Genomic DNA, 15256 nt, shown 5'->3' on the forward strand with positions numbered 1-15256 from the left:
CGCCCGACGCTGTCCGGGTGACGGATCCGGCCTCCGTCGACACCGACCGTGTCCGTCTCCCCGCGCGGGCTGGGCACCCATGGCGGACGGCGGCCGCTGACCGGGGCCGGCAGAGCGCTCCCGCGCCTCCGGGTACGCCTCAGTCCCCGCCGAAGAAGGCCCTCACGACCCTGTCCGCCGCGCCGTCGTCGTCGTAGGGGCAGAAGCGGCCCCGGGGGCCGTTCCACGTCGTGCCGGCGCGAATCGGCGATCGCATACGCGGTTCCCGGCGGCGACCGGCCGCAGGGTCCGGTCGAGTCGGTAGGCGGCGCGGACGGCCGGGCCCCGCACGACGCGGCGCGCGGGCCGGAGCAGGGGCTGGAGCATGCCGGGACGCTGGCCGCACCGGCGCCCAACCGACCACCGGCAGCCACCCGTCCGGCCCGACGACGGTGAACGGCGCCCCTCCCACGGGTTGAGTACGGCGACGCTGGTAAGAGCCGGACTGTGACCTGCTTCGGCACTATCGTCTGCCGGACAGGATCCGTACACGGGGGCATTGTGTTGAGGCGACGGTTTCTCATGAGCACGGCAGTCACGTTGCTGGTGGTGGCTGGATGCACGTCCGGGACGGAGACGCCGCGAAAGGCTTCGCAACCTGCGGCCGCCAAGCCCTCGGCCGCTCCACGGTCGGCGGTCGATCAACGGCCGTACGAAGGGTTGCCGGCGCGGCCGATGGGCAAGGCCGTGGCCACAGGTCGCGCCTCGGTCTTCGTGGATGCGGCTTTCGCCTCCGGGGTGCCGACCGGGTATGAGGTTCCACCCGTCGGCGAGGTGGCCGTGATCCGTCACTCGGGCGTCAAGAGCGGGGAGCTGGCCTGGATGCCTGACGGGCGTACCTTCTGCTTCGGCCTGGTCCGGGAAGCCCACGGCTCGTTCACCTGCGGGCGGCTTCCCGAGGAAGGCCCGGCACCCGGACTGCTTGTCACCGTCCCGGTCACCCATGACCGGGTGACGAGCGAGGACGATCTCGACAGGGTCCGTAACGTGAGCTTCGTGGTGGCCGAGGGCGGTCCGCAGCGTTTTGACCACGTCAAGCGCAGTAAGGGGACGGGGCCGGTGAACCAAGCGGTCGCGAGGTTCCCCTCCGGTCGCATGGTCACCTTCCTGACGTTCGACCACCCCGGGCACGGTGTGGAGTTGGACCCGGAGGCCGAGATCTGCAGGAGCGATCGGGCGGTCTGTTTCCCCTCCGAGCCTGTGCCGCACTGACAGGACGGCGGTGTGCGGCCGGCAACCGCCACGCCAGAAGCATCTCTCCGGAGTCCTCGCCATGGCCTGCACACTGTCCCCCCCTCCTGCAGGCGGCACGCCGGACCGTTTCCGCGTATGCGGAGTTCTCCTCCGTTGCGGAGGTCCGTCGGGCGGCGAAGAGCATGCCCGAAGGATGGTTCCGCGGAGCGTCCGAGCTGAGGGAATTCGCAGGGATGCCGTTCGAGGACCAGCCTGCCTTCGTCGTCGGTGTCGGGGGAAACGCCTTGCCGACCGACCCGTCCGCGTATGAAGGACGGCTGCCGGTGGAGTGGGAGGCGCTGGACCTGCCCGTCGGCAGTATCCAGGACGCTTTCGCCGCGACGACCGGCCCGAGCACGGGCGAGATCAACTGGCAGGCACTGCACTGGCCGGACGCACCCGAGGTGGGCTTCCCCGGCGAGTCCACGCATGCCGAGGTGACGCTCCTCTTCCACACTCATGACCGCGGCTGGGACGAGCCGGCCGACGACCACACGGTCCTCGTTCACGTCCGCAGCGCCCGATTCGACGGCCGTCAGAGAAACGAGCCGTATGCTCACTGGCTTGCCGCGCAGGTGGGACTGACGGTCGTCGGACCCGCACAACGGAGCTGACGGCGGACCGTCGGCCTTCGGTCGCACACCGGACCGGCGCAGCCGCAGGAACGACGACATCGATCACTGCTCATGGGTGTCGGCCAGGTGCTCATCGTCATGGCCACGGCTCCGAGGTTCACCGCGCCGGTGTCTCCGGGGCGGAGCCGAAAAGGACGACCGTGTCGCCCTCCAGGGGGGCGGTTCGTTCCCGCTCCGTGATCGGGTCCAGCCGGTGGTCGGCCCCCCGTACGACGAACAGGATCGCGTGCTCCGGCGGCACCGGGGCGGAGGCGGGCTGGACGAGGAACCGGGCGCCCTCCTCGTAGCGTGCCGCCAGGACGTGCCGGACGAGGGCGCGGCCGAAGAGGATGTCACCACCGGTGTACGGGGCGACCACTCCATGGCTGTCGTGCGGTGGCCCGACGCGGTAGACGGGCCCCTCGACGTTGTCCTGCATCACCACCGAGGCGAGCGCGTTGAAGTCGTCGTCGTCGGTGGCCAGGTACACGGCCGTCACTCCCTCAAGACGCGCCCCGGGGTTGATCGCCGTCGCCAGCAGGTCACCCTTGGCCAGGGCGAGCCCGGACCTCTTGATGCGTGCGCGCTGTTCGTCGCGTCCCGCCCACATCAGCACGTCAAGACCGGCGGACCGCAGGGCACGCCCCAGGCCGACGACCCAGGGCTCGCCGCCCACCAGGAGGATGCGCGTCCCCATCGGCTTGACGACGCCCAGTCGCCGGGCCACCGGGGCGGCGGTCAGCGAGTAGAGGAGGACGGTTCCCACGATCACGAGGAACGTGACGGGAAGGATCTTCGCGGCCCCGTCCACCCCCCGGTCGACCAGGTTGGCGGAGAAGGCCGATGCCGTGGCCGCCGCGACGATGCCGCGCGGGTCCATCCATCCGATGAAGGCCCGCTCCCCTCGGGCCAGTCCCGAGCCCGCCGTCGCCGCGAAGGCCACCAGCGGCCGCACCACCAGGACGAGGATCGCGATGAGGGCGAGTGAGGGAAGAAGGACCGGGGTCAAGGAGGCCGGGGTCACGGTGGAGGAGATGGAGACGAACAGCAGACCGATGATCAGCTGCACGAGGGTCTCGAAGAAGGGACGCCGCGCGGGCATGTCGAACCCGCGGAGGTTGGCGACCGCAAGGCCCGTGACGATCGCGGCGATGAGCCCCGTGTCGTCCCGAACGATGTCGCAGCCCGCCGAGACGGCGATCACGGTGGCGAGTTGGGCCAGCGTGCCGAGTGTCTCGCCGAGCCGCAGGGTCCGCAGGGTGAACCACAGCAGTGCCGTGCCCACGCCCCCGCCGACCAGGCCGACGGCCATGCTGATGCCGAACTGCCCCAACTGGTACCCACGCCCCAGGTCGACCTGCTCCGTCGTGGCGATGGCGTGGAAGGTGAGCGCGCCGAGGATGCCGCCGATCGGGTCGGTGAGCGTCCCCTCCCAGATGAGGATGCGCCGTACCTTGTCGGACGGCCGCACGAAGTCGAGCAGCGGACCCACCACGGTGGGACCCGAGACGACGAGGATCACGCCCACCATCGCGGCCACGCGCAGCGGCATGTCGAACATGGCCGGTGCCACCGACGCGATGACCAGGCACGTGAGCAGCACGCCGTACACAAGCAGTCGCCCCACGGTCGCCCGGGTGCGGCCGGTGAGCTTGCGCAGGTCGAGCCCGAGGCCCGCGTCGTAGAGGATCACCGCGACGGACAGCGAGACGAGGGCGGAGAAGGTCGGTCCCGTCAGCTGGTCCGGATGGATGACGTCCGTCAGCGCGCCCGCGGCGAACCCGGCCGGCAGCAGGATGATCAGCGCCGGGACCCGCAGCTTGCCCGCCAGGATCTGCGAGCCGATGGCGAGCACGACCGTCAGGGCGAGTCCGAGAAGGATCTGGTCTTCGGTCACAGCGGCTTCCTCGGTTCGGCGTCGGTGAGCTCCTCCAACTCGCCGTGCGTGTCCAGCCGGTACAGGAGGAAGACGGCCTCCATGACGAGCAGGCAGGAAGGTGTGACGTCGGGCCTGCGCGTCCGACAGCGAAGGAAACGAGAGCGGCGTCGTTCCCACCACGTGGTCCATGAGGTCGGCTGGAACCCACGGGGCGTCACGCAATCACCCGCCTCGGCGGACCGCACACAGGGCGTACCGGGCCTTCGGCCGCCCGGCCGAACATCTTCGTCCGAACGGGCCGATGGGCGACTGCTCTCGTCGGCGTTTTGAGTGCACCCTTTCTGGCAGTCTGTCCCGTTGTGCGCTCGATGTGCGGGAACGTTCCTAGGGGATGCGCTTGAACTCGGTGAAGCGGAGCCGGTCGATGAAGGCCGTGGCGGGAGGGTCCGCCGCGGTGCTTCTGATGCTGACGGCATGTGACGTGCCCGGTGTGTACAGGCCGGCCAGGCCCGCCGCCGGCGGACCTTTTACCTTCTACGTGAGTCCCGACGGCGACGACGACAACGACGGGCTCTCGCCCGAGAAGCCCTGGCGGACGCTGGACCATGCCAACACCGTGCGATTCCGGCCGGGCGACCGGCTGCGGCTCAAGGGCGGGGAGCGGTTCCGCGGCACCGTCACCCTGGAGGAGAACGAGGCGGGCAGCGCGACGAAGCCGGTCGTGATCGAGTCGTACGGCACCGGACGCGCCACGATCGCACCACGCGGTACGTCCGGCATCACCGTACGGAACACGGGCGGAGTGCGGATCAGCGACATCGCGCTCGTCGGCGACCGCACGTCGTTCAAGGAGGGCGTCGGGATCGCCTTCCGCAACACCCTGCCCGGCGCTCGGCGCCTCCAGCACGTCAGGATCACGAACGTGGAGGCGCGGGGCTTTCAGAACGGGATCAGCATCGGCGCGGAGGAGGGTGCCGGCGCCGGCTACGGCGACGTCCGGATCGCCGACGTCTCCGTGCACCACAACCTCGAGGGCGGAGTCGTCTTCTACGGGCCCGAGTTCGAGGCCGACCGCCCCACCTACGCGCACTCCGGGCTCCGCCTCGAGCGCGTCAAGGCGTCCTTCAACGCCGGTGACCCCGGCAGCGACGAGCGGAACACCGGCAGCGGCATCGCCCTCGGCAGCGTGCGGGACGCGAAGGTGACGCGCTCGGTCGCACACGACAACGGCGTGAGATCCGCCGCCGAGGCCGTCGAGGGGCCCGAGGGCATCTGGGTGTACGACTCCACCCACGTCGTCCTGGAGCACAACAGGTCCTATCGCAACCGCACCGGCTCCCGGGTGGACGGCGGCGGATTCGGCCTCGACAACAACGTGTCGTCCTCCGTCATGCAGTACAACCTTGCGCACGACAACGACGGACCCGGGTTCCTCGTCTACTCCGGCCAGGCCACCGGAGCTCACAAGGACAACGTCGTCCGCTTCAACATGAGCTGGGACGACGCGCGGAAGCTGCCCGAGTACGGCGGTATCGTCGCCTACGGCACCCGCATGAAGAACCTGGACATCTACCACAACACGGTCGTGATGCGGACGGGCGGCCTGCCCTCCGCGCAGGCCGCGGGGAACCGGCCGCCCGCCCTGCGGCTGCGGGACGGCATGCAGGGAGTCCGCGTCTACAACAACATCTTCGCCACCGACGGCGGCCCCCTGGTCGGAGCCCAGTCGTCCTACAACCCCAGCACCCTGCGCCTCCACGGCAACGTCTACTACAGCACGGGCCGTTGGCTGATGGAGTGGGGCAAGCAGCGCTTCTCGGGTCTGGGCAGCTGGCGCACCGCGTCCAGCCAGGAAACCCTCGACGGCGAGCCGACCGGCGCCACAGCCGACCCGTGTCTGCCCGGGCTCGTGGCCCCGACCAAGGACGGGCGAGAGGCCCGCGACCTGGTGCCCACGTGCGCGGATGAGGTTCCGAGGGGCTTGGGGCCGAAGGCGTTGGGCGTCGACGTGGGGCCGGTCGACTACTTCGGCAACAGGGTCCCCAAGGCGCTCGCGGTCGGCGCCGTGCAGGCGGTCCCCGTCGACTGAGCCGGGTCGCCGGCCGAGCCGTTCGCGGCCGACGCGAGGACGACACTGCCCGGGGCACGGGCGAGGACCGTGAGCGCGAGAACAGAACTGTCCCGGGGTCACGGTCCTCGACCGTGACCCCGGGGCAGCGCCCGTGCGGCTTCCGTACGAACTACGCCCGGCCGCCGGGCGGTACGGCCATCGCCCCGACGCGGTCCGCCTCGGCCGCAGGTGACGCGATCGTCGCCCGGAGAGGTTCGGGTGCCCGGACGTAGGAGGGGCGGGCCGGTCGCGCGGGCCGGCCGAGCGCCTTCACGGTCCAGCCGGCCGCCCGCCACGCGTCGTGCGGCAGCGCGTTCCGCCCGTCGACGAGCACCGGTTCGCGGACCACGCGGGCCAGTGCGACGGGGTCCACCTCGCGGTACTGGGACCACTCGGTGAGGTGGAGCACGATCTCCGCGCCCCGGCAGGCCGTCAGCAGGTCCGCACCGCAGGTCAGCTGCGGATGGGCGCGCCGCGCGTTCGCGGCCCCCTCCGGGTCGTGGACGCGCACTTCGGCGCCCTGCCGGTGCAGCTCCGTCGCGACGGCGAGCGCCGGAGAGTCGCGCACGTCGTCGCTGTTCGGCTTGAACGTGGCTCCCAGCACGGTCACCACACGGCCGGTCAGGTCGCCGCCGACCATGCGACGCGCGAGGGCGACCGTGCGCGAGCGCTGACGCTGGTTGATCTCGTCGATCTGGTCGAGGAACTCCACGGCCGTGCCGACGCCGAGCTCCCGCGCGCGGGCGGCGAACGCCCGGATGTCCTTCGGCAGGCAGCCACCGCCGAAGCCCAGACCGGCGTTGAGGAACCGCCGGCCGATCCTGGTGTCGTGCCCGAGGGCGTCGGCGAGTGTGACCACGTCACCGCCCGCCGCGTCGCAGATCTCGGCCATCGCGTTGATGAAGGAGATCTTCGTCGCGAGGAAGGAGTTGGCCGCGACCTTCACCAGCTCGGCGGTGTTGGGGTCGGTCGAGATGTACGGGACTCCCGCGTCCAACATCGTCGCGTACACCCGGCGCAGCGTCTCGTCGGCCTCCTTGCTGGTCACGCCCACGACGAGCCGGTCCGGCCGCAGGGTGTCCTCGACCGCGAAGCCCTCGCGCAGGAACTCGGGGTTCCACGCCAGCTCCGCCCGTACGCCCGTCGGCGCCAGGGCCGCCACGCGGGCGGCCAGGCGCTCGGTGGTGCCCACCGGGACGGTGGACTTGCCGACCACCAGGCAGGTGCCGGACAGGTGGGGCGCGAGTCCGTCGACGACGGCGTCCACGTACGTCAGGTCGGCCGCCTGGGAGCCGGCCCGCTGGGGTGTCCCCACACAGACGAAGTGGACCTCGCCGTGCTCCGCCGCCTGCCGCAGGCTGGTGGTGAAGCGGAGGCGCCCGGAGGCGAGCGCCCTCCTCAGGACGTCGGCGAAACCCGGCTCGTAGAAGGGGGGTCGGCCCTCGGCAAGGGCCGTGATCTTGTCCGCGTCGACATCGACGCCGAGGACGTCGTGTCCGATGTCGGCCATGCACGCGGCATGCACGGCGCCGAGGTATCCCGTACCGATGACGGTCAACCGCATGTGCTGTTCTCCTGTCTTGGCGCGGCTGTGGGGGGCTGCGGGGGGCTGCTACGGGGAAGTGGGCGGGCGGCGGGTCAGGGGGCGTAGCCGTACGGGTTCCGCTCCTGGAAGTTCCAGGCGTCGCGGCACATCGCCCCCAGGTCGCGGCGCGCCCTCCAGTCCCAGAGGGCGGCGACCTTCGACGGGTCGGCGACGAGCTCCGCGACGTCACCGGGTCTGCGCCCGGTGACCCGGTACGGGATGGGCCGCCCCGACGCCTCCTCGAAGGCGCGCACGAGGTCGAGGACGGACGCTCCCTGCCCGGTCCCGAGGTTGAGGACCCGCATACCGGGCTCGTCGTCGATGTGGTCGAGGGCCACGCGATGACCCTCGGCCACGTCGACGACGTGGATGTAGTCGCGTACGCCGGTTCCGTCGGGCGTCGGGTAGTCGTCACCGAAGACGCTGAGTTCGTCGCGGCGGCCCACGGCGATCTGGCTGAGGAACGGCATGATGTTGTTGGGCACACCGCGCGGGTCCTCGCCGAGCAGCCCGGTGGGATGGGCGCCCGTCGGATTGAAGTACCGCAGGGCCAGGACACGGAACTCCGGCGCGTGCCGGCACAGGTCCGCGAGGACCCGCTCACAGGTCCACTTGGTGGCCGCGTACGGATTGGTCGGCGCGGTCGGGGACTCCTCGGTCAGCGGGACGGTCGTCGCGTCGCCGTAGACCGAGCACGAGGAGGAGAAGACCAGCCGGTGCACCCCGTGGTCGTGCATCGCGGAGACCAGGGCCGTGGTGCCGCCGACGTTGATGTCGTAGTACGTGAAGGGCAGGCGAACCGATTCGCCGACGGCCTTCTTCGCGGCGAAGTGGATGACCGCGTCGATCCGGTGGCTCGTGAAGACCGCGTCCAGGGACCGCCTGTCCCGCACGTCGCCCACGTGCGCCGCGGCGATCGGGCGGCCGGCGATCTTCGCGACGCGTTCGAGTGCCTCGGGGCTGCTGTTGGAGTGGTCGTCGAGCACGACGACGTCGTGGCCGCGGCCGAGCAGCTCGACGCAGGTGTGGCTGCCGATGAAACCGGCGCCTCCGGTGACCAGGACCGTTTGGGGCACGGGAACCTCTTTCGCTCGATCGGCCGTGCGGCCGTCACCAGGCGTAGAAGCCTGAGAGATAGGTGGGGAAGACGGCGACGCCGAGTGCCAGGGGAAGCAGGGACAGCACACCGACGAAGACCGGCAGCGCCGCGGTGCGCCACGCGCGCAGGACGGGCACACCGGTCGCGCGCGCCGTCTCCCTGATGTGCAGCCCTCCCACGGCCAGCGTCACTCCCGCGTACGAGGCGGAACCGAGGAGGCAGAGGAACACGTAGCCGACAGCGGGGCCGGTGAACTCGCCCACCAGGGCCGAGCCCGAGAGGAACACGGTGATCAGCGTGTACGGGGCCACGGCCAGCAGCGGGAGGGGCTCCAGGCCGTCGCGCCGCTTGGGCGTCACCTTGAAGGTGATCTGACGGGGCCGGACCCGCTGCACCACGGCAGCCAGCACCCCCCACGCGACGTAGGGCCAGCGCGAGAGTCCGAAGAGCCAGGTCTCCCAGCTGAAGATCGGGGCGTCCTTGGGGCGCAGAAGGCCGCGCCGGCGGCACAGCCACGTCAGCGCGATCAGCCAGACGGACATGCTCCAGAAGTGCGCGAGGAACTCGACGTAGTTGACGTTGATCCAGGGCGCGCCCGTGATCGCGGCGATCGGCGGCAACAGGATGCCCATGACCGTGGCCATGGCCAGGAGCGGGTAGTACATCAGCGCCGCGCCGAAGCGCACCCTGAGCTTCACCGGCATCCGGCCCAGGTGGCGGGGCAGCATGCCCAGGAGCATCACGGCGAGGCTGCGCGACCACTGGAACTCCTGGGTGATCATCGCGCCGAAGGTGAGCGGCCCCTCGCCGTGCGCCTCCGCGTCGATGGCGAACGCGCCCTGCCAGCCGGCTGAGCTGAGGAGGAACGTGGTCGAGAAGTCCTCCGCGAGTTCGGGCCCGAGACCGCCGATGTCCCGCAGCGCCGACGTGCGGACGGCGTAGTGCGAGCCGATGCAGACGGGGGCGAGGCCGGCGGAGTGGCCGAGCTGCACCGGCCCGTGGAACATGGCCTCGCGGTGGAGCCGGCCGCGGGCGGCCCAGGACTCGTCGGCGTTCGAGTCGCAGACGCTGGGGGCGGCGACATAGCCGACGGCGGGGTCGGCGAAGGGGCGGACGACCTCGGCCAGGTACCGGCGTCCGGGGACGTGGTCGCAGTCGAGCTGGGCGACCACGTCGTAGTCGTCGTATCCCCAGTGGTCGTAGAAGAAGGCGAGGTTGCCCTCCTTGCACCGCGTGCGCCGGGGCCAGTCGGCCCGGTGGTAGTCGATACGGCCCCGGCGGCAGGAGATGCCGACCCCGGAGGCCCGGCACCAGTCGAGGATCTCCTCGGTGGGGTCCTCGTCGCACAGCCACACGTCGTACGGGTGCGGGAAGTCCTGATCGAGCATGGCCCGCAGCGTGGTGCGGGCGATGTCCCAGCCCTCGGACGGAGCGCGGGTGACGACGAACGCCGTGCGGAGCGCGGGTACCTCGCGGGCGGGGTCGAAGCGCCGCATGCGGAGCAGCGCGACGAGGAAGTGCACCGGCAGGTAGGTCAGGTACAGCAGGAGAGCGCTGTTGATGACCAGACCCAGCCAGCCGATCCGGTGGGACGGCTGGAGCCACCAGACCCAGAACCAGACCAGGCAGGCGGTCCAGCCCAGGGACATCAGGACGACGAGGACACGGTCGAGGCGCGAGAACGCCGGCCGGTGGCCGGAGGCGTCGACCGTACGCCGGCGTACCGCTCTCGCGAGGACGGGTCCGTCCGGGCCGACGGAGGTCACCGCGCCCTTCGACAGGGACCGGATCTCCTCGCCCAGGGCCACCCACTCCTCCGGCGATCCCGGAGCGGGGGAGTGGAGCGGCGGACCCTGGACGGTGCCGGTCCCCAGCGAGGGACCCTGATCCAGCGACGTCATGTCAGCAAGTTCTCCAGGCGGTGCGAGAGCGGCCGTGGGCGGGGAGGGAAGGAAGGGGCGAGCCCCCGGCAGGAGGGAGCACGCCCGGTGGTGACGGGAGGTCAGTTCTCCCCGGCGCTCTGGCCGGGTGCGGTGGTGGCCGGCAGGCCGGTCGCGGCCGTCGCAGGAGCGGGGATGGTCTGGGTCGCGGCGGCCGGGACCGTCGCGACCAGCGGAACCGTGTCGCTCTGGCTGCCCCGGATCGCGGCGGCCGACGCGGCGAGCCGGTCGGAGTGGGCGGTGAAGTAGGCGACGGTCCGGCGCAGGCCCTCGGTGATGTCGACCTCCGGCTCCCAGCCCAGCACCTCGCGGGCGCGCGTGATCACAGGCCGGCGCCGCACCGGGTCGTCCTCCGGCAGCGGGTGGTACTTCACCTCGGAGAGCGAGCCGGTCATGGCCAGCACGGTCTCGGCGAGTTCGGACACCGTGCGCTCGACCGGGTTGCCGAGGTTGAACGGGCCCAGCTCGGAGGAGTCGAGGAGCGCGAGCAGTCCGCGGACCAGGTCGTCGACGTAGCAGAAGCTGCGCGTCTGCTTGCCGTCGCCGTAGATGGTGAGGGGTTCTCCCGTCAGGGCCTGGGTGATGAAGCTGGACACCACGCGGCCGTCGTGCGGGCGCATGCGCGGACCGTAGGTGTTGAAGATCCGCGCGATGCCGACGTCGAGGCCACGGGTGCGGCGATACGCGGCCGAGACCGCCTCGGCGTACCGCTTCGCCTCGTCGTAGACGCTGCGCGGTCCGATCGAGTTGACGTTGCCCCAGTACGTCTCGACCTGCGGGTGGACCAGCGGGTCGCCGTAGATCTCGCTGGTCGACGCCAGGATGAAGCGGGCGTCGTGACGCAGCGCCAGGCGCAGCGCGTTCTCGGTGCCGCGGCTGCCGACGGCGAGCGTCTCCAGCGGCTGTCGCAGGTAGTCGGGAGGGGAGGCGGGGGATGCCAGATGGGCTACGGCGTCGACGTGGCCGGTGACCTCCATGGACACGGTCACGTCGGTGTGCTGGAAGTCGAAGGCCGGGTGGGACATGAGGTGTGCGATGTTCGCCGGGTCGCCCGTCGAGAAATTGTCCAGGCACACCACCGAGTCACCACGTCGCAACAGCGCCTCGCACAGGTGCGACCCAAGGAATCCACCGCCGCCGGTGACGACAACGCGCATGTGTTTCTCCAGGAATGAAAGTGCAATGCCCGCGGAGATCTTTCAGAAAACGCAGTGTGAGAATATGGGCATATGTTGTCCGTTCCGCGGAGGCGGATGCGATGAATGGGCTGTTCGGCAGGTACCGCGCGTGGAGACGCCAGGGGTTGCCGACCAGGTCGGGGCCCGGTCTGCGTTCGAACGGCGTAGTCGATCGGGCTCACGCGTACGTGTGAGGTGGAAGCGTGCGCGCCCGCGTGTTCGGGGGGTTTTCGTACGCGCGTCGCGGGTGCGTCAGTTCGAGGAGGGGTCGAGGTCCTGGCCTGCCGTCACCCGAATCGGCGCACGTACGCCGCCTGCCCCGCCGGGAATTCCGCCAGCGTGCCGCCACCCCAATCGTGGTCGAAGTACGACTGGTACGCGACCTCACCCCAGGAGAAATACTCCGTCATCCGGTCGATGTAATACGGGTCGTCCCCGCCGCCGGCGAACACGTCCCCGCCTCGGTAGAGCCCCCACTCGGAACACACGTTGCGCTTTCCCCGGGCGCGGACGAAGGCCACGTGGGCGTCGAGCCCCGCCTCCTGGGACCGGATCCAGGACCACCGGTCGGCCGGGGACATCGTCGGGTCGCCCCATCTGAGGTCGAAGGCGTTCATCCCGAGCCAGTCGACGTACGCGTCTCCCGGGTAGTAGTCGGCGAAGGCGCACAGTCGCCGGCCGGGCTGCAGGCCCAACGCGCTGGACAGCTCGAAGGTGAAGGACGCGCCGGGCGTCGCGCGGAACACGCCGACGACGTGACGGAACAGCGCCGCGTAGCCCGCCGGGTCGTCCGTCGCCTGCCACGGGCCGATGGCCCGGTTGTTCGGCTCCCAGCCGAGCCGGACGAGCGCGTCGCTGTGCCCGGCCGCGACCAGCGCCCGTGCCGCCCGCTCGTACGAGGCGTCGAAATCGCCCGCGACCCCGCGCGCGAACGCCCCCTCGCAACCGTCCACCAGCAGCGGAACGCCGTACACGAACCTCGATCCGGGCCGTTCGTCCCGCCACGCGCGCCACGGATCGAGCTGTAGCCGGCGCATCGCCGCCGGTTCGAAATCCGCCCAACTCCCATGCGGCAGGTAGTCGTTGCCGATCTCCATCGGCCGGCCCACCAGCTCTTCGTGGCGCACGGTCGCCGCGACGGCCGCGGCGCCGAACCCCTTGTACACGCCCAGCAGCGCGCGGTCGGATCCGATGACGCCACACCTCCCGAGGGGCGGATCGGACTTCGACCGCTCCAGGATCCCCGAGACGACGCCAGGGCCGAGGCATCTCCGCGTCGGTGTCGCGAGCATAATCGTCTGTAACGAAACTATCTGCTACGGTCCCTTGTGTCCGGTCAGTGCCCGACCCGACCCCTCCTGCTCCCGCCACCGAAAGGCCGAGACCGTGATCGACGACACCGCCACCTCCAGCACCGCCACCACCACCAAGAACGACGGCCCGGCGCCCCGGGCCCTCACCGACCAGGAGCTCTCGCAACTGCTGCGCCGGCAGCAGTTCGGCATCCTCGCGAGCGTCAGGAGTACAGGTCACCCCCATCTGTCGACCGTTCTCTACGAGTGGAACGCCGAGGAGCGCGTCCTGCGGATCTCCTCCACCGCCGACCGCCTCAAGGTCCGCCAGTTGCGCCGCGATCCGCACGCCTCGCTGCACGTCAGTGGTCCGGACGTCTGGTCGTTCGCCGTGGCGGAGGGTCTGGCGGAGATCGTGGACCCGGCCGACGAGGCGGCCCCCGGCCGGCAGCCGCTGCCCGACCGGCGCGTGGTCGTCCTGATCCGGGTCTCCCGCCTGTACGGAACCGCCCTGGACATCCCCGCCCAGGGCTGAGGCGGGCCGGACCGGACCGCCCTCGTCAACGAAGTGGAATCCAAGGCGTGTTGTCGACGCGTCGCATGCCAGGATGTCGACCGTGACTGAACTGTCCTCCGAGCCCGCCGCCGAAGCCGTCTCCGAGCAGGCCGCCGAGGCCGCCCCTCGCGCCCGCGGCCTGGGCCCCCGCACCGCCGTCGCGCTCGTCTTCGGGTCGTCGTTCGCGGTCCTCGTGGTGGAGATCGTCGCTCTGCGGCTCCTGGCTCCCTACCTCGGACTCACCCTCGAAACCAGCACGTTGGTGATCGGCATCGCGCTCACCGCCATCGCCGCCGGCTCCTGGCTCGGCGGGCGCTTCGCCGACCAGCTCGATCCCCGCAGGCTCATCGGCCCCTCGCTCGGGGTGTCGGGAGCGATCGTCGCGCTCACCCCCGCCGCGCTGCGCACCACCGCGGAGTTGTCACCCGACCTGCTGCTGCTGGCCGCGTCGCTCGCCATCCTCGTGCCCGGCGGGCTGCTCTCGGCCGTGACTCCGATGGTGACCAAGTTGCGGCTGACCACCCTGGCGCAGACCGGGACGGTCGTCGGTCGCCTGTCCGGCGTCAGCACACTCGGCGCCATCGTCGGTACGGTCCTCACCGGCTTCGTCCTCGTCGCACGGTTGCCGGTCAGCGGCATCCTGATCGGCCTGGGCTCGTGCCTGGTCGTGGGCGCGGCCCTGGTCGAGTGGCGAACCCGCGGCTGGAAGGGCACGCCTGCCCTGGCCCTCGCGGTCGTGGCCGGCGGCCTCGCCACGACGGTCGCGCCCGGTGCCTGTGACACGGAGACCAGGTACCACTGCGCACGGGTCGTCGCGGACCCCGATCGGAGCGGCGGCCGGATCCTCGTACTGGACGGGGTACGGCACTCCTACGTCGACGTCGACGACCCGACCCACCTCGAGTTCGCGTACGTGCGCGCCATCGCGGCGGTGGTCGACGCGGCCTTTCCCGCGCGTGAGCCACTCGACGCCCACCACATCGGCGGCGGTGGGCTCACCTTCCCCCGGTACCTCGCGGCGACGCGGCCCGGAACGCACAGCCTGGTGTCCGAGATCGACGGCGGTGTCGTCGGCATCGACCGCGACGACCTCGGCTTGGCGACCCGAGGCGGCATCGACGTACGCGTCGAGGACGGCAGGCTCGGCCTGCGGCACCTGGACGCCGCCAGCCGTGACCTCGTCGTCGGCGACGCCTTCGGGGGCGTCAGCGTGCCGTGGCACCTGACCACCGCGGAGGCGATGGCCGAGGTACGGCGCGTCCTCGACGACGACGGGCTGTACGTCGCCAACCTCATCGATCACGGCGCGCTGGCCTTCGCACGCGCCGAAGTCGCCACCCTCAGCGCGACCTTCGAGCACGTCGCCGTCCTCGGCGAGCCCGCCGACATCGGTCTCGACGCGACCGCCACCTCCAAGGGCGGCAACATGATCGTGCTCGCCTCCGACCGACCGGTCGACCTCCGCGCGACCCAGGAAGCCCTGGACGCCCGGGAGACCGGCTGGAAGATCGCCACCGGCGACGACCTCACCTCCTGGATCGGCGACGCCCGCCGACTCACCGACGACTACGCACCCGTGGACCAGCTCCTCCAGCCCTACCGCCCTCAGACAGGCGGGTGACGAGGGGGTAGCGTTCGGCGCGATGGTTCGGGCGGCCCGACCACCGCCACGGAAGGACCGGACCCTGACCCCCCCAGCTCGCGGAGGCCGTCTCCGTCGTCCTCCTCGTC

The 15256-nt window shown here is 71.1% G+C and carries 11 protein-coding genes; 5 read left to right on the plus strand and 6 right to left on the minus strand.

What is annotated here, in order from left to right:
- Window positions 1–561 precede the first annotated feature (561 nt).
- Window positions 562–1251 carry a hypothetical protein gene (locus ACF09C_RS07835; RefSeq protein WP_392089898.1) on the plus strand — a complete coding sequence of 230 codons (690 nt, stop codon included), beginning with the start codon at window positions 562–564 and terminating at the stop codon, window positions 1249–1251.
- Window positions 1252–1466: 215 nt separating this feature from the next.
- A complete protein-coding gene (locus ACF09C_RS07840) occupies window positions 1467–1886 on the plus strand; it encodes a hypothetical protein (protein ID WP_392089901.1) in 420 nt (139 codons plus the stop codon).
- Window positions 1887–2004: 118 nt separating this feature from the next.
- Here ACF09C_RS07840 and ACF09C_RS07845 read toward each other — a convergent pair whose 3' ends face one another.
- Window positions 2005–3783, minus strand: a complete 1779-nt coding sequence (locus ACF09C_RS07845; protein ID WP_392089903.1) for a cation:proton antiporter — start codon at window positions 3781–3783, stop codon at window positions 2005–2007.
- Between the two features lie 520 nt (window positions 3784–4303).
- Here ACF09C_RS07845 and ACF09C_RS07850 point away from each other — a divergent pair.
- A complete protein-coding gene (locus ACF09C_RS07850; RefSeq protein ID WP_392089906.1) occupies window positions 4304–5854 on the plus strand; it encodes a right-handed parallel beta-helix repeat-containing protein in 1551 nt (516 codons plus the stop codon).
- Window positions 5855–6005: 151 nt separating this feature from the next.
- On the opposite strand, the gene ACF09C_RS07855 is transcribed toward ACF09C_RS07850, so the two are convergent.
- The 5 genes from ACF09C_RS07855 to ACF09C_RS07875 all read right to left on the minus strand — a co-directional run bounded on the left by ACF09C_RS07855 (window position 6006) and on the right by ACF09C_RS07875 (window position 12969).
- Window positions 6006–7439, minus strand: a complete 1434-nt coding sequence (locus tag ACF09C_RS07855) for a UDP-glucose dehydrogenase family protein (protein WP_392089908.1) — start codon at window positions 7437–7439, stop codon at window positions 6006–6008.
- Between the two features lie 74 nt (window positions 7440–7513).
- A complete protein-coding gene (gene galE / locus ACF09C_RS07860; protein WP_392089910.1) occupies window positions 7514–8536 on the minus strand; it encodes a UDP-glucose 4-epimerase GalE in 1023 nt (340 codons plus the stop codon).
- Window positions 8537–8570: 34 nt separating this feature from the next.
- The gene (locus tag ACF09C_RS07865) at window positions 8571–10460 is read right to left on the minus strand and encodes a glycosyltransferase family 2 protein (RefSeq protein WP_392089912.1); all 1890 of its coding nucleotides are present in this window, start codon (window positions 10458–10460) and stop codon (window positions 8571–8573) included.
- Window positions 10461–10561: 101 nt separating this feature from the next.
- A complete protein-coding gene (locus ACF09C_RS07870; protein WP_392089914.1) occupies window positions 10562–11656 on the minus strand; it encodes a UDP-glucuronic acid decarboxylase family protein in 1095 nt (364 codons plus the stop codon).
- Window positions 11657–11964: 308 nt separating this feature from the next.
- Window positions 11965–12969 (minus strand): hypothetical protein, encoded by a 1005-nt coding sequence (locus tag ACF09C_RS07875; RefSeq protein WP_392089917.1) that lies wholly within the window; start codon window positions 12967–12969, stop codon window positions 11965–11967.
- Window positions 12970–13063: 94 nt separating this feature from the next.
- Between ACF09C_RS07875 and ACF09C_RS07880 the strand changes: the two genes are divergently transcribed.
- Both ACF09C_RS07880 and ACF09C_RS07885 read left to right on the plus strand, forming a co-directional pair.
- Complete coding sequence (locus ACF09C_RS07880; RefSeq protein WP_392089919.1) at window positions 13064–13504, plus strand: pyridoxamine 5'-phosphate oxidase family protein; 441 nt, start codon at window positions 13064–13066, stop codon at window positions 13502–13504.
- Between the two features lie 73 nt (window positions 13505–13577).
- Window positions 13578–15146 carry a fused MFS/spermidine synthase gene (locus ACF09C_RS07885; RefSeq protein ID WP_392089920.1) on the plus strand — a complete coding sequence of 523 codons (1569 nt, stop codon included), beginning with the start codon at window positions 13578–13580 and terminating at the stop codon, window positions 15144–15146.
- The last annotated feature ends 110 nt before the right edge of the window (window positions 15147–15256 follow it).

Source organism: Streptomyces sp. NPDC014870 (assembly GCF_043081505.1).
Lineage (GTDB): Bacteria > Actinomycetota > Actinomycetes > Streptomycetales > Streptomycetaceae > Streptomyces.

Excerpts from the sequence above, each read along its gene's own strand:
- ACF09C_RS07835 (WP_392089898.1), top strand. The coding sequence starts at position 562 with ATGAGCACGGCAGTCACGTTGCTGGTGGTGGCTGGATGCACGTCCGGG.
- ACF09C_RS07840 (WP_392089901.1), top strand. The coding sequence starts at position 1,467 with ATGCCGTTCGAGGACCAGCCTGCCTTCGTCGTCGGTGTCGGGGGAAAC.
- ACF09C_RS07855 (WP_392089908.1), bottom strand. The coding sequence starts at position 7,439 with ATGCGGTTGACCGTCATCGGTACGGGATACCTCGGCGCCGTGCATGCC.
- ACF09C_RS07865 (WP_392089912.1), bottom strand. The coding sequence starts at position 10,460 with ATGACGTCGCTGGATCAGGGTCCCTCGCTGGGGACCGGCACCGTCCAG.
- ACF09C_RS07870 (WP_392089914.1), bottom strand. The coding sequence starts at position 11,656 with ATGCGCGTTGTCGTCACCGGCGGCGGTGGATTCCTTGGGTCGCACCTG.
- ACF09C_RS07875 (WP_392089917.1), bottom strand. The coding sequence starts at position 12,969 with ATGCTCGCGACACCGACGCGGAGATGCCTCGGCCCTGGCGTCGTCTCG.
- ACF09C_RS07885 (WP_392089920.1), top strand. The coding sequence starts at position 13,578 with ATGTCGACCGTGACTGAACTGTCCTCCGAGCCCGCCGCCGAAGCCGTC.